Genomic DNA, 20,612 nt, shown 5'->3' on the forward strand with positions numbered 1-20,612 from the left:
GGCCTAGGGTCCGTCGGCCAACCACTTGCGCACGAGTTCACCGTCGTGTGCCTCGACCGATCGCAGCTCGGTCAGCGTCGGATGCCCGGCGTCCAGCAGCGCGCTGTCGGTGTCTTCCTCGGGATCGTCCGGCACCTCCACCTCGCTCAGGCGCACACCGCCGTCGCGGACCTCTTCGACGCGCGTCTGCACCGCCCCGCCCCGCGCCAGCCGCGCGTGGCGGAGCGGACCGACCTCGTTGGCGGGCCGGTCAGGGACGTTGAGGGACAGGACGGTGCCGTCGGGTGCGTCGAGCAGCAGTTCCAGCACCGGCGCCAGCAGACCTGCGGCGGTCTCCCAGTACCGTTCGCCCGTCGGATGCAGCGCGACGTCCAGCGATACCGCCAGGGCGCGGGTGTCGCTGATTTTCGCGGTGAGCGCCGCGCCGATCGTGCCGGAGTGCAGGATGGCCCGGCCGACGTTGGCGCCGTGGTTGATTCCCGACAGCACGAGGTCCGGTCGAGGATCGAACCAGCCGTTGAGCGCGGCGGCGACGATGTGTCCGGGCTGGGCCTGCACCGCCCACGCCTCGACACCGTCGAGGGCGGGTATTTCTCGGGGCTCTACCACGGTTCGGCCGTCGCGGCGGACCGCGCTCAGCGCGGCGCTCGCCCCGCTGGCCTGCTCGGCGGGGGCGGCGACGATCACCTCCAGCCCGGCCTCGAGCGCCGCATTCACCAGCGCATGCAGGCCGGGCGAGTCGATCCCGTCGTCGTTGGTCACCAATGCGCGCGGCACGCGTCAACCTCCTCCAGTGCGATGCCCGCTACTTCAACGGGCGCAACTCCACCCGTTCGGCGAGCGTCTCCACGGCGCGCGCACCGCCGGTGCCCAGCCCGTGCCGCACGACGTTGAGCGCACCGCACGCCGCCCCGATCTGCAGAGCCGCGCGCAGCGGGCGGCCGCTGGTCAGCGCGGCGACGATGCCCGCGGTCATCGAGTCCCCGGCACCCGCCGAATCGGCCGGTTCCAGCGTGGGCATCGTGACCTCCACGACGTCGTCATCGTCGTCCTCATCGAGCAGGGCCAGAGCCGGAGCGTCACCGGAGCGGGACACCACGACGATGTTCGCACCCTCGTCACGCATCTTGTGCATGGCGGCGACCAGATCCTTGGCGTCCTCCGATTTCGCCCGGCCGTCGTCGAGCAGCTCTTCGTGGCTGACCTTGATGAGGTCCGGTCCGCCGGCGAGCACCGCCTCGAGCCGCTCGCCGGACAGGTCCGCCGCCACCTTGCAGCCGTTGGCGCCGAGATCGGTGGACAGGCGGCGGTACAGGTCGGCGGGCAGTACATCGTCTTCCTGCGGGCCGGAGAGCAGCACCCGGCCATGCGTCAAACCCTCGGTGAGGGTGAGCTCGTAGAGGGAGTCCAGTTCGTGGCGGTCGAGCGGGCTGCCTTCAGCCTCCGCGATCACCTCGCGGCCGCCGGAGCGGCGGTCGTGCACGTACGCTCCGTTGCGCGCGCTGACGGGCACGGTCTGCACGGTGATGTTCGGTGCGGGCAGAAGGTGGCCGAGGACGTCGCCGGTTTCGCCGCCGAGCGCCGAGCACAACACGACCGGCACGCCGAGCGAGGACATCATGCGTGACTGCCAGACACCCTGGCCGCCGGCGTGGACGTGGATGTCGGCCTCACCGGAGCGGTTCTCGACCGTCACGGTGAGCACGGGCAGCGGGGCGAAGATGACGACGGCGGAGCCGCCGTCGCGTTTGTCGTCGCGAGATTCCCTGTCTGTCATGGGTTGCGGAGTACCCATCCGCGCCGCGGACTACCCGACGGCCTAGCCGAAGGCTTGGTGCCGACCAACGTCGAGCGCCCCGCGACTAGAGTCCGTTGGCATGTCACTGGCAGCGCAGTTGTGGACGGAGAACGCCGATGTGGTGGCCGAGGTGCTGGCCAACCCGTTCGTCCGGGGCATCGGAGACGGTTCGCTGGACCGCGATCTGTTTGCCGGCTACATCGCTCAGGACGCGTTCTTCCTCGAATCCTTCGCGCGCGCATATGGTCTCGCGCTGGCCAGGAGCTCGGATACGGCCACCCTTCTGACCTTCGCCGATCTGCTCGCCGGGGTGCGCGAAGAGCTCGGGTTGCACGCGTCCTATGCCGCGTCGTGGGGGATCGACATGGCAGGCGTCGAACCCGTCGCAGCGACGCTGGCCTACACCGAGTTCCTGCTGGCCACCGCAGCCACTGCCGACGTCGGCGTGGTGTGCGCGGCGATGACGCCGTGCATGCGGCTGTACGCGCACGTCGGGGTCACGCTCGACGCCGACACCGCGGGCCCGTATGCGCAGTGGGTGCAGACGTACGCCGATCCGGGTTTCGACGAGGTGGCCTCACTGTTGGAGCGGCTGCTCGATCGGCAGGCTGTCGATGTATCCGCCGCACGGGTGGCCTATCGGCGCGCGATGCGGCTGGAGTTGGCGTTCTTCGACGCGGCCTTGAAGCGCGGGGATCAGACGTAGCGCGGGCGACCGGCCAGCGCACCGAGCGCGATCTGCACCACGTAGACACCGAGGAACATCATCCACGGCACCGTCCATCCGTGCGTGAGGTCGTGCAGCAATCCGAACAAGAACGGGCCCACGCCCGCGATCAGATAGCCGAATCCCTGTGCCATACCAGACAATTGCGCGGTGTCCTCGGCGTTTCGGGCCCGCAGTGCGATGACGGCGAGCGCCAGGGCGAACACCCCCATACCGACTCCGATCAGCACGCTCCACAGCAACGGCTGCGCGCCGGGGGCGAGCATCAGGCCGACCGTGCCGACCAAGCCCACGGCGCCCAGACCGACGATCCATCCGCTCTGTCCGCGGCTGCGCGCGGCCAGCGGCGCGATCACCAACGCGATGGGCACACCGACCAGCGACGTGAGGCCGACGAGCAGACCGGCCTGGGTCTTGTCGACCCCGTTGTCGATGAATACCTCTGGCAGCCAACCCATCACGATGTACGCCATCAGCGACTGGCAGCCGAAGAACAGTGTCACCGTCCACGCCAACCGGTTTCGCAGCAGTGAGCGTCTGCCCCCGGCGGGGGCGGTGTTCGCCGCCCACGTGCCCGCGTGTCGTCGCGACGTGGGCAGCCACGCCACGAGCGCGACGAAGGAAACCGCCGCCCACGCCGCCAGCGCGGCGCGCCACCCTCCCAGCGGGTCCTCGAGCCCGGGAGTCACAGCCGACCCCAACGCACCACCGCCTTGCAGTGCGGCGGTGTAGATCCCCGTCATCAGCCCGACCCGCGCGGGGAACGACCCCTTGATCACCACGGGGATCAAGACGTTGGCCAACGCGATTCCCGCGCATGCGATCAACGTCGCGACGATCACGGTGTGGGGACCGCCCACGGTGCGGGCGAGCAGACCGACGGTGAGCGCAACCAACGCGGCGGAGATGGTGCGACCGAGCCCGATGCGCGCGGCGAGCCGGGGCGCGGTCAGCCCCGCGACAGCGAAACACAATGCGGGGACTGTGGTGAGGAGACCGGCCCACGTCGCTGAGACGCCGAGTTCTGCGCGCATCTCCCCGAGCAGGGGGGCCACACTGGTCACGGCCGGGCGCAGGTTGAGCGCGGTCAAAACCACGGCAAGCGCGAGCAACGCACCGCCAGCGACCACCGAAATGGGGGCGCGGTCAGCCTCGGCGGAGTCCTCGACGCCCATGTTGAGCTGCGTCGGCGACAGGTCTACTTCGTCATCCCGCCGCCTGACACGCATCCTGCTAATCTGCCATACATCCCATGATTGGTTGAAAGGATGTCCCTGTGCCGTTGGTCACCGCGCGCCGGTCGGGCCTCGTCGACCAGGTCATCGAGCAGTTGCGGGACTCTGTCGCGCGCGGCGAATGGCAGGTTGGGGAGCGCATACCCAATGAGACGGTCCTGGTCGCGTCGCTGGGCGTCGGCCGCAACACCGTGCGCGAGGCCGTCAGGGCGTTGGCCCACGCCGGCATCCTCGAGGTGCGGCAGGGTGACGGCACCTATGTCCGGGCCACCAGCGAGGTGTCCGGTGCGCTGCGCCGGCTCTGCGGCGCCGAGTGGCGCGAGGTACTTCAGGTCCGGCGCGCGCTGGAAGTCGAGGGCGCCAGGGCCGCGGCGGTCCGCCGAACCGACGTCGATCTGGGCGAGCTGCGCGCATTGTTGGCGCGCCGAGACGCCTGTCTGTCCGGCGGCGACACCGACGAATTCGCCCGCGCCGATGCCGAATTTCACCTCGCGGTGGTCCGCAGTTCACACAACGCGACGCTGACGGAGCTATACCGGGGATTGATGGAAGCCATCGCGGCCAGCGTCGCCAGCGGCCAGGACGCCGCTGTGGAGGTCACCGATCATGGTGTGCTGCTTGATTACATCGCCGCGGGTGACGCCGACTGGGCCGCAAGGACCGCGGCGGAGATCATCGACGGGGTGCTCGCCGGCCTTCCTGCATCCGACTGCTGATCTCCGGGCCTCATTCCGCAGCAGCGGCTCGTGGCCTGGCGCCGAGGGCGACGACCAGAGCGGCCGCGGCCAACGACAGCGTGCCGACCACCCACAGCGCGATCTTGCTGTTCCCGGTCAGGTCGGTGAGCCAGCCGGTGATGTACGGCCCACTGAACCCGCTCAGGTTTCCCAGGGAGTTGATCAGCGCGATGCCACCGGCGGCGGCCGCTCCGGTGAGGAAAGATGATGGCAGGGACCAGAACACGGGAAGCGCGCACATGACGGCGCAGGTGCACAACGTGACGGCCACCATCGCAAGGTAGACGTCGGTCATGTACAGAGCCGCGGGAATGGCGACACCGCCCACGATCGCCGGGATGGCAACGTGCCAGACTCGTTCACCGGTCCGATCCGAGTGCCAGGCCCAGGGAACCATGACGAGCGCGGCCACGGCATACGGAATCGACGTGACCAGTCCGCGCTGGATGACGCCCAGATGTACGCCGTACTCCTCCTGGAAGCCGGCGACGATGGTGGGCAGGAAGAAACCCACCGCGTACAGCCCGTAGGTGATCCCGAAGTAGATGAACGCCAGGGCCAGAATGCGCGGATGGGTCAGCGCCTTCTTCAGCGGCCAGTGACCACTGCGCTCGGCAACGGCCCGCTCCTGGTTCAATGTCGTTTGCAGCCAGTCCTTTTCGTCGTGATGCAGCCAGCCCGCGGTACCGGGCCGATCAGTGAGATAGAACCAGCAGATCACGCCCAGTATGACGGCGGGAAGCCCCTCGACCAGGAACATGAAACGCCAGCCGGCCAACCCCAAGAAGCCGTGTCCCCAGTCGATGATCAACGACGAGATTGTCGATCCGACCGCGGTCGAGACGGGTACGGCGACCATGAACAGCGAAACCGCCCTCGACCGCTGCTTCTCGGGAAACCAGAACGTGAGGTACAAGATGATGCCGGGAAAAAAGCCGGCCTCGGCCACGCCGAGAAGGAAGCGTAGGACGATCAACGTCTGCGCGTTCGGTACGAAAGCGATTGCCGCGCTGATGATTCCCCAACTCACCATGATCCGCGCCAGCCAACGCCGGCCCCCGAACCTGTTCAGGGCGATGTTGCTGGGCACTTCGAGCAGCAGGTAGCCGAGGAAGAAGATTCCCGAGGCGAAGCCGAACGCCTTGGCGCTCATCGCGAGGTCGTCGTTCATGCCGTTGGGTCCGGCGAACGCGATGTTGACCCGGTCGAGATAGTTAACGACGTAGAGCAGGAAGAGGAACGGGATGAGGCGCCAGGTGACCTTTGTCAGCGTCCTGTCTTCGACGGCGCGATCCGGCAGGTGAGTGCTCACAGTGTCCCTTCGGGGTCCCCCGGCGCCGCGGTCTTGTCGTGCGTTCACCCGGAGGCTAAACGAGGCAGGCTCGGTGACAGCGGAAACTGCGATACGAGCCGGGTCGCTCGGGCGTGGTAGCAGGCCGCTGATCACCCGTCTCGGCCGTCTATACCTCAGACAACGTTTCAAGTGGCCCTGCATGGGAAACCCGCCGCCGCGAGGAGGCCTGCCGTCGTCGATGACGGTTATCGGCACCGAGACAGTCGCGATAGGGAGAGATCGATGGCGGATGACCGCGCACCCAAGGAAGCCGTTAAGGGCATGGTCGAGGAGGCCAAGGGCAAGGCCAAGGAAGCGGCCGGAACGCTGCTCGGCAACGAAGAGCTCAAGCGCGAAGGCCAGGCTGAACAGCACAATCCGTCTTACATTCCCGGCGCGCCCGGTCCGGAGGCGCCGTCGGTCGACGAGCCGACGGCACCGCGCGACCCGCTGCCGCCGAAGCCCGATCAGACGGCGCCCAAACTGCGCACCGCGACGGGCACTGTCGCCGAAGGACCGCTGACCGCCCGCGGACAGCAGGGCGCGTACCTCACCACCGCACAAGGCGCGAGGCTGTACGACACCGACCACTCCCTGAAGGCCGGTGAGCGCGGGCCGACCCTGTTGCAGGACCATCACCTTCGCGAGAAGATCACCCACTTCGACCACGAACGCATCCCGGAGCGGGTGGTGCACGCCCGCGGCGCCGGCGCGCACGGTGTGTTTCGCGGCAATGGCGCCGCCGAGAAGATCTGCAAGGCCCAGTTTTTGAAGTCCGGCGAGGAAACCGAGGTCTTCGTCCGCTTCTCGACGGTGCTCGGCAATCGCGGCTCGGCCGACACCGTGCGTGACACCCGCGGGTTCGCCACCAAGTTCTACACGCAGGAAGGCACCTTCGACCTCGTCGGTAACAACATCCCGGTGTTCTTCATCCAGGACGGCATCAAGTTCCCCGACGTCGTGCACGCCGCCAAGCCGCATCCGGACCGCGAGATCCCGCAGGCCCAAAGCGCGCACGACACCTTCTGGGATTTCGTCTCGCTGCACACCGAAGCCCAGGCGCACACCATGTGGAACATGTCCGATCGCGGGATTCCGCGGTCGTACCGGATGATGGAGGGGTTCGGCGTCCACACGTTCCGGTTACTTGGACATGACGGATCGACGTCACTGGTGAAGTTCCACTGGAAGCCGCGGCTCGGCGTCCACTCGCAGGTCTGGGAAGAAGCGCAGATCACCGGCGGGGTCGATCCCGACTTCCATCGCCGGGACCTCGCCGACGCGATCGAGAAGGGCGTCTACCCCGAGTGGGACCTTGGTGTGCAGGTGTTCCCGGACACTCCGGAGCAGATGTTCGAGGGCATCGACCTGCTCGACCCGACGAAGATCGTGCCGGAGGAACTGGCGCCTGTGCAGGTAATCGGAACGATGCAGCTCAACCGCAACGTGACGAACTTCTTCGCCGAGACCGAGCAGGTCGCCTTCCATCCCGGCCATCTGGTGCCCGGTATCGACATCACCGACGACCCGCTGCTTCAGGCACGGCTGTTCTCGTACCTCGACACGCAGATCACCCGGCTGGCGGGCCCGAACTTCAGCCACATCCCGATCAACCGGCCGCACGCTGAAGTCAACGACATGTTCCGCGACGGGTTCCACCAGTCCGGTGTGCACCCCGGCGTGGCTCCGTACAAGCCGAACTCCCTCGACGGCGGTTGCCCGTTCCTCGCTGGGGCGGATACCGGCGCGTTCATCGAGGTGCCCACCGTCGTTCCCGAATCGACGAAACGGCGCGACGCACCGGCCACCTACGACGACCACTTCAGCCAGGTGACCTTGTTCTACCGCAGCCTGAGTGCGGCCGAACAGGAGCACGTCGCCGAGGCGTACACGTTCGAACTCGGCAAGTGCTACGAGCAGGCGATCAAGGAGCGCCAACTGGTGGCGCTGGCGAACATCGACCCAGACCTGTGCGCGAAGGTGGCCGAGGGTCTGGGCCTCGCGGCGCCTGCTCCCACCGTCGTCCCCGCGGACCCTGAGGTGCTCAGTCCCGCGTTGTCGCAAGTCGGGCAGGAATGGCCCGTCGAGGGCCGCCAGATCGGCATTCTCACGGGTCCGGAGTCCGACCTCGCCGGCGTGGCGGCCGCTGTCATGGCGATCGCGAACGCCAAGAACGTGCCGTTCGTGGTCGCCACGCACGGCGGCACCCTCGAGCACGACGGCGGCGCCATCCCGGTATCACGCACCTATGCGACCGCCCGCTCGGTGGAGTTCGACGCGATTCTCATCGCGGGATCGCCGGCGAACGCCAAGGCGAAGACGATCGTCGACGAAATGTACCGGCACCATAAGGCGATCGCGATGCTGCCGGAAGGAACTGAGCTTGCTGGCACCGTAGCGGTTCCGACCGACGGGCCCGGGCTGTTCTCCGGTTCCGACACGGCGACGCTGGTTCAGTCACTGCTCAACGCGCTCGGCCAACACCGGGTGTGGGACCGGGTGGTCGTCGCCTGACGGCGATCCCGCATGGCGACCGCCGTCTTCGCCTGCGGTCGGCTAGCGCCAGGACGGTTTGATGATTGTTTTGTGAAGATTTCGCCAACGGCTCAGAAGCGGACCGTTGACCGGCACGATGGGGTGATGGACAGCGCCGCACAATCGTCTGCCTGCACTGCGGATTCCGGCTACCGCGCCCTGGTGGTCGATGATGAGGCGCCGCTGGCGGAGGTGGTGGCCAGCTATCTCGCGCGGGAGCATTTCGACGTCACGGTGCGGCACACGGGGGGTGAAGCGCTCGAGGTTGCGCGTGAGGTCGATCCGGATGTGGTGGTGTTGGATCTTGGCCTGCCCGGGATCGACGGGGTCGAGGTTTGTCGGCAGCTACGGACGTTCTCCGACGCCTATGTCGTGATGCTGACTGCCCGCGATACCGAGGTCGACACGATCGTCGGCCTCTCGGTCGGCGCCGACGACTACATGACCAAACCCTTCAGTCCGCGCGAGTTAGTCGCGCGGATCCGTGCCATGCTACGTCGACCTCGCACAGTCGGCGCGCCGGAGTCGGGCCTCGACGCGATGAGCGCCGAGGTGCCGGCACCGCGGGTGTTCGGTCCACTGTCGGTCGATGTCGCCGGAAGGCAGGTGTATCTCGGCAAGAAGTTGATTGCGTTGACGCGCACCGAGTTCGACATTCTCGCTGCCCTGTCGTCACGCCCCGGTGTCGTGTGGAGCCGCCGGCAGCTCATCGAAGCGGTTTGGGGCGAAACATGGGTCGGCAACCGCCACCTGGTCGATGTTCACGTCGGACATCTTCGGCGCAAACTCGGCGACGACCCTGCCGCGCCCAACTTCGTGTTCACTGTCCGCGGGGTGGGATACCGGATGGGGACCGGGCGGTGAGGACGCCCACGGGTACCGGGATGCTCCGCCGGTTGCTGTTGGCGCAGGGACTGGTGTTGCTCGCCGTCGGCGTCACGACGTGGGTGGTGGCGTCACTGGTCGGCCCGCCGCTGTTTCGCGAGCACCTCCATCAGGCGGGCGTGCCACATGACTCCAGCGAGCAGTTCCACGCCGAACAGGCCTACCGCCACGCCACGGCTATCTCGGTGGGGGCCGCGATCGCGGTGGCGGCCTTGACCGCGTTAGTGGTCACCCTCTATCTGAGCCGGCGCGTACAGCACTCGGTCGCCGAGATATCTACGGCGGCGGCGACCGTCGCCGAGGGCCGCTACGACGTCCGGGTGACACCACCGCAACTGGGCGATGAATTCGATGGGCTGGCAGCCGCTTTCAACCAGATGGCGCAACGGCTGCAGGCGGTGGAATCGACCCGCCGCCGGTTGTTCGGAGACCTGGCCCACGAGATCCGTACACCGGTGGCGGTGCTCGAGGCTTACCTCGAGGCCGTCGAGGACGGTGTGAAAACCCTCGACGCGCCGACCGTCGCGATGCTGCGTGAGCAGACCGGCCGACTTGTGCGGTTATCGGCGGACGCCGCCGCGCTCGCGCAAGCCGAGGAGGCTCACACCACCATCACGCCCGAATGGGTTGACCCCCGCCAACTGATCGGCACCGTGCGTGCCGCGGTCGCCGATCGTTACGCCGCAAATGGTGTGGCGCTGAGGGTTCGGTTAGATGATGCGCCCCGACTGTGGGGTGATAGCCAGCGCCTGGCCCAGGTGATCGGGAATCTGCTCGACAACGCGCTCCGGCACACTCCCACCGGAGGACAGGTCACCCTCGCTGTCGAGACTGTCGGCACCGATGTGGTTTTCACGGTCTCCGACGACGGGGAGGGCGTCGCCGCCGAACATCTGCCACACTTGTTTGAGCGCTTCTACCGGGCAGACAACGCCCGAGACCGCGACCGGGGTGGTGCGGGGATCGGGCTGGCAATCGCCAAGGCGCTGACGGAGGCCCATGGTGGCCACATCAGCGCAACCAGCCGCGGGCCCGGCGAAGGGACCACCTTCACCGTGACGGTGCCCCTGCATCCAACGATCGGCGCGCACGCCTTCGACAAGCATAAGGCCACGCCGACGGTCAGCTCGTGACTGGACGCGCACCACGCCACGGGGTACATGTAGCGTCATCCGCGACGGTGCGGGCCATTACAGCGACTTGAGTATCTCGTTCATCGTGTCGATCTCCTTTTGCTGACTGCTCACCATCGATTTGACCAGCGCGATCGCCTCGGGGAATTGACCGTTGTCGATCTCGTTCTGCGCCATGGTGATTGCACCTCGGTGGTGCTGAATCATCTGGGTGAGAAACAGCTTGCTGGCCTCGACGCCCTGAGCCTTCTGCAGCGCCTGCATATCAGCCGGCGACATCATCCCTCCCATGCCCGGCATGTTTCCCATCTCCGGCATGCCCGGCATCATCGACCCGCTCGGTGCGGGTGATGCCGGGGGAGAGGCGGTTTCGGTTCCAGAGCCATGCATCCCACCATGACCGGGGTGCATGTTGCCACCAGTGCCTTTCGGCCCGGGCATCCCGCCCGGTCCGGGCATACCCCACTGGTCGAGCCAACCCTGCATCTGTTCGATCTCGGGGCCTTGCGCATCCTTGATCTGCCTCGCCATGTCGGCCACTCGTGAGTCGATGCCCTGCTTCTCCAAGATCATGTCGCTCATCTCGACCGCCTGTTGGTGATGCGGGATCATGTGGTGGGCGAACATCACGTCGGCATGATTGTGGTTCGCAGCCGGCGCTGCACTCACGGATTGAGTGGGAGCGGGGGATGCCGTCTCTTGGGTGGTCCCAGAGTTACCACACGCTGCGACAACTGACGCTGCGGCCAGCACCGCCGCTGTGATCGCGCTGGGCATGTTCACCTTCGCCACACATCCTCCACGTCCACCACGAACCGATTCGCTGTAATTCTTCTCGAAGGGCTGTAGGGCTGCTGTAGTCGTTCCCTGAAGATTTGGTGAAGAAGCCCGGCTCTCAACAGCGGATGGACCGGATTCTGACGCTCAGTCCGCAGGAGGTCGCAGACCTCCTGCACACGCTCTCATCAGGGCTTCTTACGCGCGCAAAAGCACTGATATCGCGGCCCGATAACGAGATGGCGTCAAGTCTTTCGGCGAGAAAGGCGATCGCCATGGCGCTGCTACCCTCGGGAACATTGTGAGATACCAGTTGGCCGTCCCGGCGTCGCGGATTCGCGCGGCCCTCGCGCTGGGTATGGCGTTGTGGCTCGTCGCCGTCACCGCCCAATGGGCGCTGCCGGTCAACGAGGTCACCCCGGCGCACGGGCCACACACGCTTTCGTCGGCCCTCGTCAGTGATCACCCGGTCGTCGTTGATCATCAGCACATCGATGATGCGTCACCCACGTTGCCCCCGGATGCGCTCGCCGAGGCGGTTCTTCCGCGGGCGTCCACCTCACTCATCCTGTTGGGGCTGATCGCCGCGCTCGCGGTTATCGCGGTGTGCTGGCATCAACCGGCATTGGTTGCCATCCGTGGTCCCCCCAAATCACGGCCGTCCGTTCTTTCTGGCCGGGTGCTGCTCACCCGGCTCTGCATCGCGCGACACTGATCCGGCGGCGTCAGACCACGCCGCCTGGCTGCGGCACGGTCGGTGACCGTCGCCCCTATCAGCTGCCGCGTACCGATTTCCGCGGCTCGATGCAGAAGCGATGCACTTAAATGAATCACGTTCTGTCCCTGCATAGTTTGGAACTACATAGGCCTGGTCAGAGATGCCTGGGGCGCAATGACCGGCCGGGCACCATGGTCGGCCACACCCCGGTGCTGCGCATCGCCGAACCCTTTGCGCCGGCTCATGGAGGGTTCTGGGCCAAGCTCGAGGGCTTCAGCCCCGGTGGCATGAAGGACCGTCCGGCCATGTACATGGTGGAGCGGGCGCGGGCAAGCGGTGCGCTCCGCCCAGGTGGCCGAATAGTCGAATCAACAAGCGGAACACTGGGTTTGGGCTTGGCGCTGGCTGGCACCGTCTATCGGCATCCGGTCACACTGGTGACCGATCCCGGCATGGAGCCGATCATCCAGCGGATGCTGCGGGCGTATGGCGCCGATGTCGACCTGGTGACCGAACCGCATCCCGACGGCGGCTGGCAGCAGGCGCGCCGTGACCGGGTGCTGCAGGTTCTGGCCGCCGACGAGAGCGCGTGGTATCCGGATCAGTACAACAACCCCGATAACGTCGACGCGTACCGCGGGCTGGCATTGGAATTGCACGCGCAACTCGGCACCGTCGACGTCCTGGTGTGCTCGGTCGGTACCGGCGGCCACTCGGCCGGGGTGGCGCGGGTTTTGCGAGAATTCAACCCCGACATGCAATTGATCGGCGTCGACACGGTGGGCTCCACCATCTTCGGCCAGCCGGCCGCGACCCGACTGATGCGCGGCCTGGGGTCGAGCATCTATCCGGGGAATGTCGACTATGAGGCTTTCAACGAGGTTCATTGGGTCGCCCCCGCCGAAGCCGTATGGGCATGCCGCACGATGGCAGCCACCCATTACGCCAGCGGCGGTTGGAGTGTGGGGGCAGTGGCTCTGGTCGCCGGCTGGGCGGCGCGCACTTACCCAGCTGATACGACGATCGCGGCGATCTTCCCCGACGGCCCACAGCGCTACTTCGACACCATCTACAACGACGACTTCTGCCGCCAGCACGGTCTCCTGGGCGAAGCACCTCCCGCCGAACCCGTGGTCATCGATGACCCCACACAACATGTGGCGTCCTCATGGACGCGGTGCACCGCTGTGGTGGACCCGGCGAGGGCGGCGCGGTGAAAAGTCTCGTCGCCGAATTCCGCAGTTTCGGGTGGCCGAGCAGGCTGCTGATGATCAACCAGTTCGGCATCAATCTCGGCTTCTACATGCTGATGCCGTATCTGGCCGGTTACCTCGCCGGGCCGCTCGGACTGGCCGCCTGGGCCGTCGGCCTGGTCCTGGGCGTGCGCAACTTCTCCCAGCAGGGCATGTTCATCGTCGGTGGAACGTTGGCCGACCGCATCGGATACAAGCCGCTCATCGTCGCCGGTTGCCTGCTGCGCACTGTCGGCTTTGGCATGCTGATCATCGCCGACTCGTTACCCGCCGTCCTGATCGCCTCGGCGGCAACAGGATTCGCCGGGGCGCTGTTCAACCCGGCAGTGCGCGCGTACCTCGCCGCCGATGCCGGCCCCCGTCGTGTCGAAGCCTTCGCCCTGTTCAACGTCTTCTATCAGGGGGGCATCCTCGCCGGTCCGCTGGTCGGCCTGGCGCTGATGGTCCTCGATTTCCGCGTTGCCGCGGCTGCGGCGGCCGCGATTTTCGCGGCTTTGACAATCGCGCAACTCTTCGCGCTCCCGCAGAACAACACCACCCAGCCCCGTGAAGAGTCCTCGATATTGGACGACTGGCGAACGGTCGTGGCCAACCGGTCCTTCCTGCTCTTCGCGGCGGCGATGATCGGCTCGTACGTGCTCTCCTTCCAGGTCTATCTGGCGCTACCGCTACAGGCCAAGGATCTGATGCCGGATTCCGAGGCGCTCGTGGTCGCGGCTGTTTTCGTCATCTCCGGACTGGTCGCGGTCGCGGGCCAGCTGAAGATCACACAGTGGTTCGCCAACCGGTGGGGGCCCGGGCACTCACTGGTGATCGGCATGCTGATTCTCGCGTCGTCGTTCATCCCGATGGCCGTGCTGCCCGACGGTAGTCGTGCCGGTGAGATCGCCGCGGTGGTAGCTCTTCTCGTCGGTGCCGCAGTGCTGGCAATCGGCTCGGCCGCGGTGTTCCCCTTCGAAATGGACACGGTGGTATCGCTGGCCGGCGGCCGGTTGGTCGGCACGCACTACGGGTTCTACAACACCATCGTCGGAATCGGAATTCTTGTCGGCAATCTCGCCACGGGAACGCTTATGCAGATGAGCGCCGACGCCGGAGCGCCAGAGCTGACGTGGCTCGTATTGGGTGCCATAGGGATGGTGGCGGCGTTCGCGCTCTACCGACTGGACCGCACCGGCCGACTTCAGCCACAGGCGGTCGGCACTTCATCCGCAAGTCCGTAACGTACTGCGCCTCAGCACGATACGTCAGATGCCTGTCACCTGACGGCCGTCGGCCTGCCACGCGCGCATGCCCCCGCGGAGTTCGACGACGTCGGTGTAGCCGAGATCGCGAAGTGCCTGGGCCGCAACTGTACTCATCGGCCCGGAGCGGCAGTAGATGGCAAGGGCAGTGCGGCGGTCAGTCGGGAGGAGCTCAGCTTGCGCGGCGATCTGATCGAAGGGGATCGACAGGTCGGTTCCTGGGATGTCGCCCTCGAAGGGCACGTGAACGTTCACCGTCACGCGATTGGGTTCGGCGATCGCTGCGGCGAACTCTCCCGGGTCCACCATCCGCGCGGCGCTCGCCGGCTCGAGTTGGGAGGTGGGGGCCGGGAGAAGATCTTCCGACGAGCATGCGCTCAACCCCAGCACGCCGATTGCCGTCAGTACCGCGGTGAGCGATCGTGACGGCCGGCTGACCGCCGTTGATCGGGCAGATTTAGACATGTCACGACGATACTCAAGGGGTACCGACCCATTAGGGCGCTGATCACCGATGGCGGCAGCCACCGTCTGGTCGGTCAGGTCGACGACCGGTAGCACGGGCGACGACCGTGTTTGCTGAATCGCCTCGAGTGCGTGCGTGCGGACCTAACATCGAACCTGCAGGCGACCAGATGTCGTCCGTGAGCGTCGGACGACTGACCCCAGGGAGTTCGAATGCGTCACCTCGTTGTTGCGGCTGTGACGGCAGGTCTCATGGTTGCGTTGGCAGCGCCGGCCGCTGCTACCGAAGAGGAGTACCTGCGTGAACTGCAACCCCGGTACGCGTTTCTGACCGCGCAGGAGTTGCTCATCGAGGGACAGCGGGCTTGCGCGGCCCTCTCCGCTGGTGTGCTGGCACCGGACGCCGTCAAGATGGTCAGCGCGGACCTCGGCATCTCGACCGGCGCGGCGATGGACATCGTCAGCCGCGCCAACCTCCGGCTCTGCTGACGCGACGATCCGGGTGGATCACCGCACCAAGGTGGCCCCGCCGTCGAGCCGGATCTGCTGGCCGGTCATGAACCGCGATTCGTCGGCGAGCAGGTAAAGGGCGGCATACGCCGACTCCCACACGCTGGCGCGGCCCATTTTGAGCTTCACGACCTCGTTGTGCCTCTCGGCCGCCTCGTCGGCGTCCAACCCGAACAGCGACTGCGAATCACGGTTCGCTAGAACGGAATTGATCGGACCAAGCATCAGCGTATTGACGCGGATGCCGGCCTCGGCGAATTGCACGGCCGCCAGCTCGGTGATCTGGTTCAGGCCGCACTTACCCAGCGCGTAGGGCATGATGCCGACGTTCAGGCCGAGCTCGTTCTTCACGCTCGCGATCGACGAGATGTTGACGATGCTTCCCGTGGTGTCGCCGGGGTTGCGCTCCATGCACTGTGCTGCAAAGAGATTGCAGTGGTAGCAGCCGAGCATGTTCACGTTGATGCCGTAGTTGAAGTTCTCGACGGTCATCGAGTTCGTGTCGAAGTCGAACGGCGGGTTGGTGGCCACGCTGTAGACCATGCCGTCGACGCGTCCGCTGGTCGCCATGGCTGCGTCGAAGATGCGTTGGCAGTCATCCTTCTTGGCGACGTCGGCCTCGACAGAGTAAGCGTCGCCGCCTTCGGCGAGGATCATCTCGACCGTCTCTTTGACCGCCGCCGGGTTCAGGTCGACGGCCACGACCTGCGCGCCGTGCCGAGCGGCGAGGAGCGAGATGGCCCGCCCGTTGCCCATCCCGGGACCCGGGCTCTGACCCGCCCCGACCACGACGACGACCTTGCCGGACAGGTCGAAGGCCGTGCGATCCCTGCGGTCGAAGTCAAATGACATGGCACTCCTCATTGACCGGAATGGCGCCTCCAAGCGGTGCGCGGCTGCAGGCGCCGATATCGTCGAACGGCGCCTGACCAATCGTACAGGACGTACCTGTACGGTTGGTCAGTTAAGCTGGCCGGGTGAGCGACTACGCGAATCGCGGTGCGACGCGCCGGCGCCTCATCGACGTCGCGATCGAGCTGTTCAAACAGCACAGCGTCGCCGGGACGTCACTTCAGATGATCTCCGACGAACTGGGGCTGACGAAGTCCGCCATATACCACCACTTCCGCACCCGTGACGAGCTGCTGAGCGCGGTGATGGAACCGCTGATCACCGAGGTGACGGCGATCGTCGACGCGGCAGAAGCCCGTCGCGGCGTCCGTGCCCGCGCGGACCACCTGCTCGGCGGTTATGCGGCGCTGGCCGTGTCGAACCGCGAGCTGGTCGCACTCCTGACCGGCGACCCCGGCGTCGTCGCACTGCTGCGCACCCGGCCGGATTGGTCCGCCGTCATCGAACGGCAAATGGCCTTGCTGGCCGACGTCGACCCCGGGGTGGGCGGCAAGGTGAAGGCCGCGCTCGTGATGTCGGGGATTGCTTCGGCGGCGGGCGTCGAGTACGGCGATGTCGACGACGCGACTCTGCAACACCATCTGGTCACGGCCGGTCGTCGCGCGCTCGGTCTGCGCGTCCCGCACGGCGGCGGGTAGTCACTGCAGGGCGTGCGTCAGCGGAAGCGGATGTTCATCGTCGCCAGGCCGAAGATCTTCTTACCCGCGGATCGCGCCGCCACCACGATCACGCCCGATCGGGTCGCGGGATCCAGCGACTTGATCCTGCCGCTGAACTCGATGTCGGCGCCTTCCTCGGCGGAGACGATCGCGGGTGCTGAAAGCCGAACCGCGTAGCGGGTCACCGCGCCCGGGTCACCGGACCAGGCCGAGACGAATCCGGCGCCGAGGCCCATGGTGAGCATGCCGTGGGCGATGACGTCGGGAAGTCCGGCCAGCTTGGCGATGTCCTCGTCCCAGTGGATCGGGTTGGCGTCCCCGGCGACACCGGCATAGTTGACCAGATCGCCGCGGGACAACCGGGTGTGGCGCACGGGGAGCTCGTCGCCGACCTTCACCTCGTCGAACGACGGCGTGCCCGGAGGGCGGTCCGAACCGTCGGCGATCCGGGCCTCAGCCTCGGGCCGCACGGTCTTGTGATACTCACCATCCAAGGTGCTGATGCCGGAGAAGTCGACGTCATGCATCATCGCCCTTTGTACTGCCGTCTTCACTTCCGGGTCGAGGTCCTCGGCAGTGACGCCGACCACGGTGGTGTGCAGCGTGTGGACCCGCTCGCCTGCGGTGTCGGTGAAGGTGTTGGTGACGGTGATCATGTCCCGGCCTGCGATCCTGCGCACCGACGTCAGCTCGACGTCAACATCTAGTTCGTCACCGGCAACGATCGGGCGGTGCTGCTCGAAGACCTCCTCGGTCTGCAGGTAGGTGTCATAACCGACCACGACCTGCTCGAACATTTGGCGATTGCAGGACATACCCGGGGCAGACGTGAACGTCAGCGGCGCGACCAGGCCCGAATACCCCAGTTCAGCGGCGGCTGCGACGTCCCAGTGCGCGGGGTGGTAGTCCTGCACCGCGCGGGCGTATTCGCGCACCTTCTCGCGGCCGACGAGGTAGGGGTCGGCCATCCGGTACCAATGGCCGACCCGCGCTTCGATAGCCGACGTCTCAGGTGCTGCGGTCATAGATCTGCTCATCATTTCTGCCGGTTTGTCGGTAAGGCCGACCCCAGCACACTAACGCGCGCAAACGTCGGACCCTCGCCGAGCATGGCCGCAGGCTGCACAGTCGGTTACCAGGGCCGGATTGGCGGGGCCGATCGTGAGCCATTAATTTCCCTGGGGTGATGTCCTCAGCTGTTCGCGCCGTCGCGCGATTGACCGCACCCGTCCTCACCCTGGCGGTCGTCGCTTCCGCAGGGCTCCTCGCCGGTCCGGTGTCGCAGAGCCCGGCGCCGACGGTGCGCCTGGCCAGCGAGGGCAACCCGTTGGCGGGAAAGCCCTTCTACGTCAACCCGACGTCGAAGGCGATGCGCGCCGCACAGGCCGCGGACCCGCCCAGCCCCGAACTGTCCGCGGTCGCCAACACCCCGCAGGCCTATTGGCTGGTGCCGGGCTCGTCGGCGTCGATGGTGGCAAAGTATGCGGGCGACGCGCAGGCCGCCGGGGCCCTACCGGTGTTCGCCATCTACGGGATTCCCCACCGCGACTGCGGAAGTTTTGCCGCGGGTGGCCATGGATCCGGCGAGGCCTATCGCCAGTGGATCGACGGCATCGCCGCCGACATCGGCCCGGTGCCCGCGGCGGTCATCGTCGAACCCGACGCGCTCGCCATGGCCGACTGCCTGTCCGGGGATCAGCGTCAGGAACGCTTCGACCTGATCCGCTACGCCGTGGACACGCTGACCCGTAATCCGTCGACGGCGGTGTACGTCGACGCAGGCCACTTGCGCTGGCACAGCCCGGAGGAGATGGCGTCTCGGCTCAACCAGGCCGGTGTCGCCGGCGCGCGGGGGTTCAGCCTCAATGTCGCGAACTTCTTCACCACCGAGGACGAAATCGGTTACGGCGAGGCGATCTCTGGCCTGACGAACGGCAAGCACTACGTGATCGACACCTCTCGCAACGGGAACGGTCCGGCCGAGGGCGAGCTCTATTGGTGCAACCCCAGCGGACGGGCCCTCGGTGTCGCGCCCACCACGGCCACCGCGGGTCCGCACGCCGACGCCTATCTGTGGGTCAAGCGGCCCGGCGAATCCGACGGGACATGCGGCAAGGGCGACCCGCCCGCCGGTGATTTCGTCAACCAGTACGTGATCGAGTTGGCGCGCAACGCGGGCCACTGACACGTTTGAGCGCTGACACCGAAGGAAATGGATTGATCATGCCCACGCCACGAACGTCGCCGACGTGCGCGTCGATCCTGATGGTCAGCCTGATGGCGCTTTCCGGTTGCGCCGCGCTCGAGAACAAGGAGACCCACAGTACGGCGACGGCAGAGTCCGGCACCCAGGCACCGTTGGCCGCACCGCGCACCGAGCCGCGTACCCCGGCACCGAATCCACCCCCGTCGGTCGAGCGGAAGCTGCCGATCGGGGACGTCTCGCTCGGGATCGACGACCGCGGCGACCTCGGGGAGATCATCGTCGACAGCACCGGCCGCACGCTGTACGTCTTCTCGGAGGACGCTCCGAACGAACCCACGTGCTACGGCAAATGCGCAGACACCTGGCTGCCACTGCTGGCGGACGCCGATCCGGCCGGCGGTATCGGTATCGACGTGGCGTCGGCCAGGACGGTGCCGCGTCGCGACGGCCGCGAGCAGGTGACGTACCGCGACCATCCCCTCTACCGGTATGCGGGCGATCAGACCGACAGGGACGCCAACGGGCAGGGTCTCGACATGTTCGGCGGGGAATGGCATGTGCTGACCAAGTTCGGTGAACCGCTGGCCTGAGGAATAGCCGCGTCGTGCGACGGCGTTGGCATGCGCATCGACGGAAGCGAGGGCGGCATGGACTTCGGGATTTCGACCTTCGTCAATGACGACACGATTGACACCGCGTCCTTGGCCCGCGCCATCGAGGAGCGCGGCTTTGACGCACTCGTGGTCGCCGAGCACACCCATATCCCGGCGAGTAGGCAGTCGCCGTATCCGATGGGCGGGGAGCTGCCGAAGGTCTACTACCGGACCCTGGATCCGTTCGTGACGCTGGCCGCGGCGGCGGCGGTGACCACGAAGATCCAGCTGGTCACGGGCATTGCGCTGCTGATCCAGCGCGATCCGATCATCACCGCCAAGGAAGCGGCCAGCATCGACGTGATCTCCGACGGCAGGTTCGTGTTCGGTGTGGGCGCGGGGTGGAACATCGAGGAGTTGCGCCACCACGGCACCGACCCCAAGACCCGCGGTGCGCTGCTGGACGAACGCGTCGAGGCGATCAAAGCGCTGTGGACCGATGAACCCGCCGAGTATCACGGACGCTTCGTCGACTTCGACTCCTCGTTCCTGCGTCCGAAGCCGGTGCAGAAACCCCATCCGCCCATCGTGATCGGCGGCGACTCCGACGCCACGGTCAAGCGGGTGATCCGCCATGGAGCCGGCTGGATCTCCAACCCGCTGCCGGTCGAGAGGCTGGCCAAGCGCATCGACCAGATGCGCGAGGGTGCGGGCCATGACGTCCCGTTGACGACGTTCGGAACGCCTGCGAATCCGGATTACTGGCGCGCGCTCGAGGACCTCGGCTACCGGCAGGCGAACCTGCTGCTGCCCACCAAACCGCGCGACGAGTCGCTGCGACTGCTCGACGACTACGCCGACAAGGTCGCCAAGTACCGCGGCTAAGTCAGCG

General features: G+C 66.7%; 21 protein-coding genes. 13 read left to right on the plus strand and 8 right to left on the minus strand.

Annotation, left to right across the window (positions count from 1 at the left end):
* Positions 1-3: 3 nt before the first annotated feature.
* Together surE and AAHH99_RS04415 are read right to left on the minus strand one after the other, a co-directional pair.
* Positions 4-777 carry a 5'/3'-nucleotidase SurE gene (surE, locus tag AAHH99_RS04410; protein ID WP_418767524.1) on the minus strand — a complete coding sequence of 258 codons (774 nt, stop codon included), beginning with the start codon at positions 775-777 and terminating at the stop codon, positions 4-6.
* Positions 778-805: 28 nt separating this feature from the next.
* Positions 806-1,777, minus strand: a complete 972-nt coding sequence (locus AAHH99_RS04415) for a PfkB family carbohydrate kinase (RefSeq protein ID WP_418767525.1) — start codon at positions 1,775-1,777, stop codon at positions 806-808.
* Between the two features lie 100 nt (positions 1,778-1,877).
* Between AAHH99_RS04415 and AAHH99_RS04420 the strand changes: the two genes are divergently transcribed.
* Complete coding sequence (locus AAHH99_RS04420) at positions 1,878-2,504, plus strand: TenA family protein (protein ID WP_418767526.1); 627 nt, start codon at positions 1,878-1,880, stop codon at positions 2,502-2,504.
* Here the strand turns inward: AAHH99_RS04420 and AAHH99_RS04425 are convergent.
* Complete coding sequence (locus AAHH99_RS04425) at positions 2,495-3,700, minus strand: CynX/NimT family MFS transporter (protein ID WP_418767607.1); 1,206 nt, start codon at positions 3,698-3,700, stop codon at positions 2,495-2,497. The genes AAHH99_RS04420 and AAHH99_RS04425 overlap by 10 nt on opposite strands.
* A gap of 101 nt (positions 3,701-3,801) precedes the next feature.
* Here AAHH99_RS04425 and AAHH99_RS04430 point away from each other — a divergent pair, with 101 nt between their 5' ends.
* The gene (locus AAHH99_RS04430) at positions 3,802-4,476 is read left to right on the plus strand and encodes a FadR/GntR family transcriptional regulator (RefSeq protein WP_418767527.1); all 675 of its coding nucleotides are present in this window, start codon (positions 3,802-3,804) and stop codon (positions 4,474-4,476) included.
* 10 nt (positions 4,477-4,486) lie between these two features.
* Here the strand turns inward: AAHH99_RS04430 and AAHH99_RS04435 are convergent, their stop codons facing one another.
* Complete coding sequence (locus tag AAHH99_RS04435; protein WP_418767528.1) at positions 4,487-5,809, minus strand: MFS transporter; 1,323 nt, start codon at positions 5,807-5,809, stop codon at positions 4,487-4,489.
* 264 nt (positions 5,810-6,073) lie between these two features.
* Between AAHH99_RS04435 and AAHH99_RS04440 the strand changes: the two genes are divergently transcribed.
* The 3 genes from AAHH99_RS04440 to AAHH99_RS04450 all read left to right on the plus strand — a co-directional run bounded on the left by AAHH99_RS04440 (position 6,074) and on the right by AAHH99_RS04450 (position 10,383).
* Positions 6,074-8,344 (plus strand): catalase, encoded by a 2,271-nt coding sequence (locus AAHH99_RS04440; RefSeq protein WP_418767529.1) that lies wholly within the window; start codon positions 6,074-6,076, stop codon positions 8,342-8,344.
* A gap of 126 nt (positions 8,345-8,470) precedes the next feature.
* Complete coding sequence (locus AAHH99_RS04445; RefSeq protein ID WP_418767530.1) at positions 8,471-9,229, plus strand: response regulator; 759 nt, start codon at positions 8,471-8,473, stop codon at positions 9,227-9,229.
* Between the two features lie 20 nt (positions 9,230-9,249).
* Positions 9,250-10,383, plus strand: coding sequence for an ATP-binding protein (locus AAHH99_RS04450; protein WP_418767608.1), 1,134 nt, complete (start codon positions 9,250-9,252; stop codon positions 10,381-10,383).
* Between the two features lie 57 nt (positions 10,384-10,440).
* Here AAHH99_RS04450 and AAHH99_RS04455 read toward each other — a convergent pair whose 3' ends face one another.
* Complete coding sequence (locus AAHH99_RS04455; protein WP_418767609.1) at positions 10,441-11,160, minus strand: DUF305 domain-containing protein; 720 nt, start codon at positions 11,158-11,160, stop codon at positions 10,441-10,443.
* Between the two features lie 301 nt (positions 11,161-11,461).
* Between AAHH99_RS04455 and AAHH99_RS04460 the strand changes: the two genes are divergently transcribed.
* The 3 genes from AAHH99_RS04460 (at position 11,462) to AAHH99_RS04470 (ending at position 14,354) form a co-directional block, all read left to right on the plus strand.
* On the plus strand, positions 11,462-11,875 hold the full coding sequence (locus AAHH99_RS04460) for a hypothetical protein (protein WP_418767531.1): 414 nt from the start codon (positions 11,462-11,464) through the stop codon (positions 11,873-11,875).
* A 110-nt stretch (positions 11,876-11,985) separates the two neighbouring features.
* Positions 11,986-13,095 carry a PLP-dependent cysteine synthase family protein gene (locus tag AAHH99_RS04465; RefSeq protein ID WP_418767533.1) on the plus strand — a complete coding sequence of 370 codons (1,110 nt, stop codon included), beginning with the start codon at positions 11,986-11,988 and terminating at the stop codon, positions 13,093-13,095.
* Between the two features lie 50 nt (positions 13,096-13,145).
* On the plus strand, positions 13,146-14,354 hold the full coding sequence (locus tag AAHH99_RS04470; protein ID WP_418767610.1) for an MDR family MFS transporter: 1,209 nt from the start codon (positions 13,146-13,148) through the stop codon (positions 14,352-14,354).
* A gap of 24 nt (positions 14,355-14,378) precedes the next feature.
* On the opposite strand, the gene AAHH99_RS04475 is transcribed toward AAHH99_RS04470, so the two are convergent.
* Positions 14,379-14,840: a rhodanese-like domain-containing protein gene (locus AAHH99_RS04475; RefSeq protein WP_418767534.1), complete on the minus strand. Its 462-nt coding sequence runs from the start codon at positions 14,838-14,840 to the stop codon at positions 14,379-14,381.
* Between the two features lie 213 nt (positions 14,841-15,053).
* Here AAHH99_RS04475 and AAHH99_RS04480 point away from each other — a divergent pair, with 213 nt between their 5' ends.
* Positions 15,054-15,329: a hypothetical protein gene (locus tag AAHH99_RS04480; protein WP_418767535.1), complete on the plus strand. Its 276-nt coding sequence runs from the start codon at positions 15,054-15,056 to the stop codon at positions 15,327-15,329.
* An 18-nt stretch (positions 15,330-15,347) separates the two neighbouring features.
* Here the strand turns inward: AAHH99_RS04480 and AAHH99_RS04485 are convergent, their stop codons facing one another.
* The gene (locus tag AAHH99_RS04485) at positions 15,348-16,202 is read right to left on the minus strand and encodes an SDR family NAD(P)-dependent oxidoreductase (RefSeq protein ID WP_418767536.1); all 855 of its coding nucleotides are present in this window, start codon (positions 16,200-16,202) and stop codon (positions 15,348-15,350) included.
* A 125-nt stretch (positions 16,203-16,327) separates the two neighbouring features.
* Here AAHH99_RS04485 and AAHH99_RS04490 point away from each other — a divergent pair, with 125 nt between their 5' ends.
* A complete protein-coding gene (locus AAHH99_RS04490; RefSeq protein ID WP_418767537.1) occupies positions 16,328-16,900 on the plus strand; it encodes a TetR/AcrR family transcriptional regulator in 573 nt (190 codons plus the stop codon).
* 17 nt (positions 16,901-16,917) lie between these two features.
* Here AAHH99_RS04490 and AAHH99_RS04495 read toward each other — a convergent pair whose 3' ends face one another.
* Complete coding sequence (locus AAHH99_RS04495; protein WP_418767538.1) at positions 16,918-17,946, minus strand: fused (3R)-hydroxyacyl-ACP dehydratase subunits HadA/HadB; 1,029 nt, start codon at positions 17,944-17,946, stop codon at positions 16,918-16,920.
* Between the two features lie 161 nt (positions 17,947-18,107).
* On the opposite strand from AAHH99_RS04495, the gene AAHH99_RS04500 reads away from it, so the two are divergent.
* The 3 genes from AAHH99_RS04500 to AAHH99_RS04510 are packed head-to-tail and all read left to right on the plus strand — an operon-like array spanning position 18,108 to position 20,605.
* Positions 18,108-19,106, plus strand: a complete 999-nt coding sequence (locus AAHH99_RS04500; protein ID WP_418767539.1) for a glycoside hydrolase family 6 protein — start codon at positions 18,108-18,110, stop codon at positions 19,104-19,106.
* A gap of 38 nt (positions 19,107-19,144) precedes the next feature.
* Complete coding sequence (locus tag AAHH99_RS04505) at positions 19,145-19,717, plus strand: hypothetical protein (RefSeq protein WP_418767540.1); 573 nt, start codon at positions 19,145-19,147, stop codon at positions 19,715-19,717.
* A gap of 57 nt (positions 19,718-19,774) precedes the next feature.
* Entirely contained in the window at positions 19,775-20,605 is an 831-nt protein-coding gene (locus AAHH99_RS04510) for an LLM class F420-dependent oxidoreductase (RefSeq protein ID WP_418767611.1), read from the plus strand.
* The last annotated feature ends 7 nt before the right edge of the window (positions 20,606-20,612 follow it).

This window comes from Mycobacterium neumannii (assembly GCF_048452905.1).
GTDB lineage: Bacteria > Actinomycetota > Actinomycetes > Mycobacteriales > Mycobacteriaceae > Mycobacterium > Mycobacterium neumannii_B.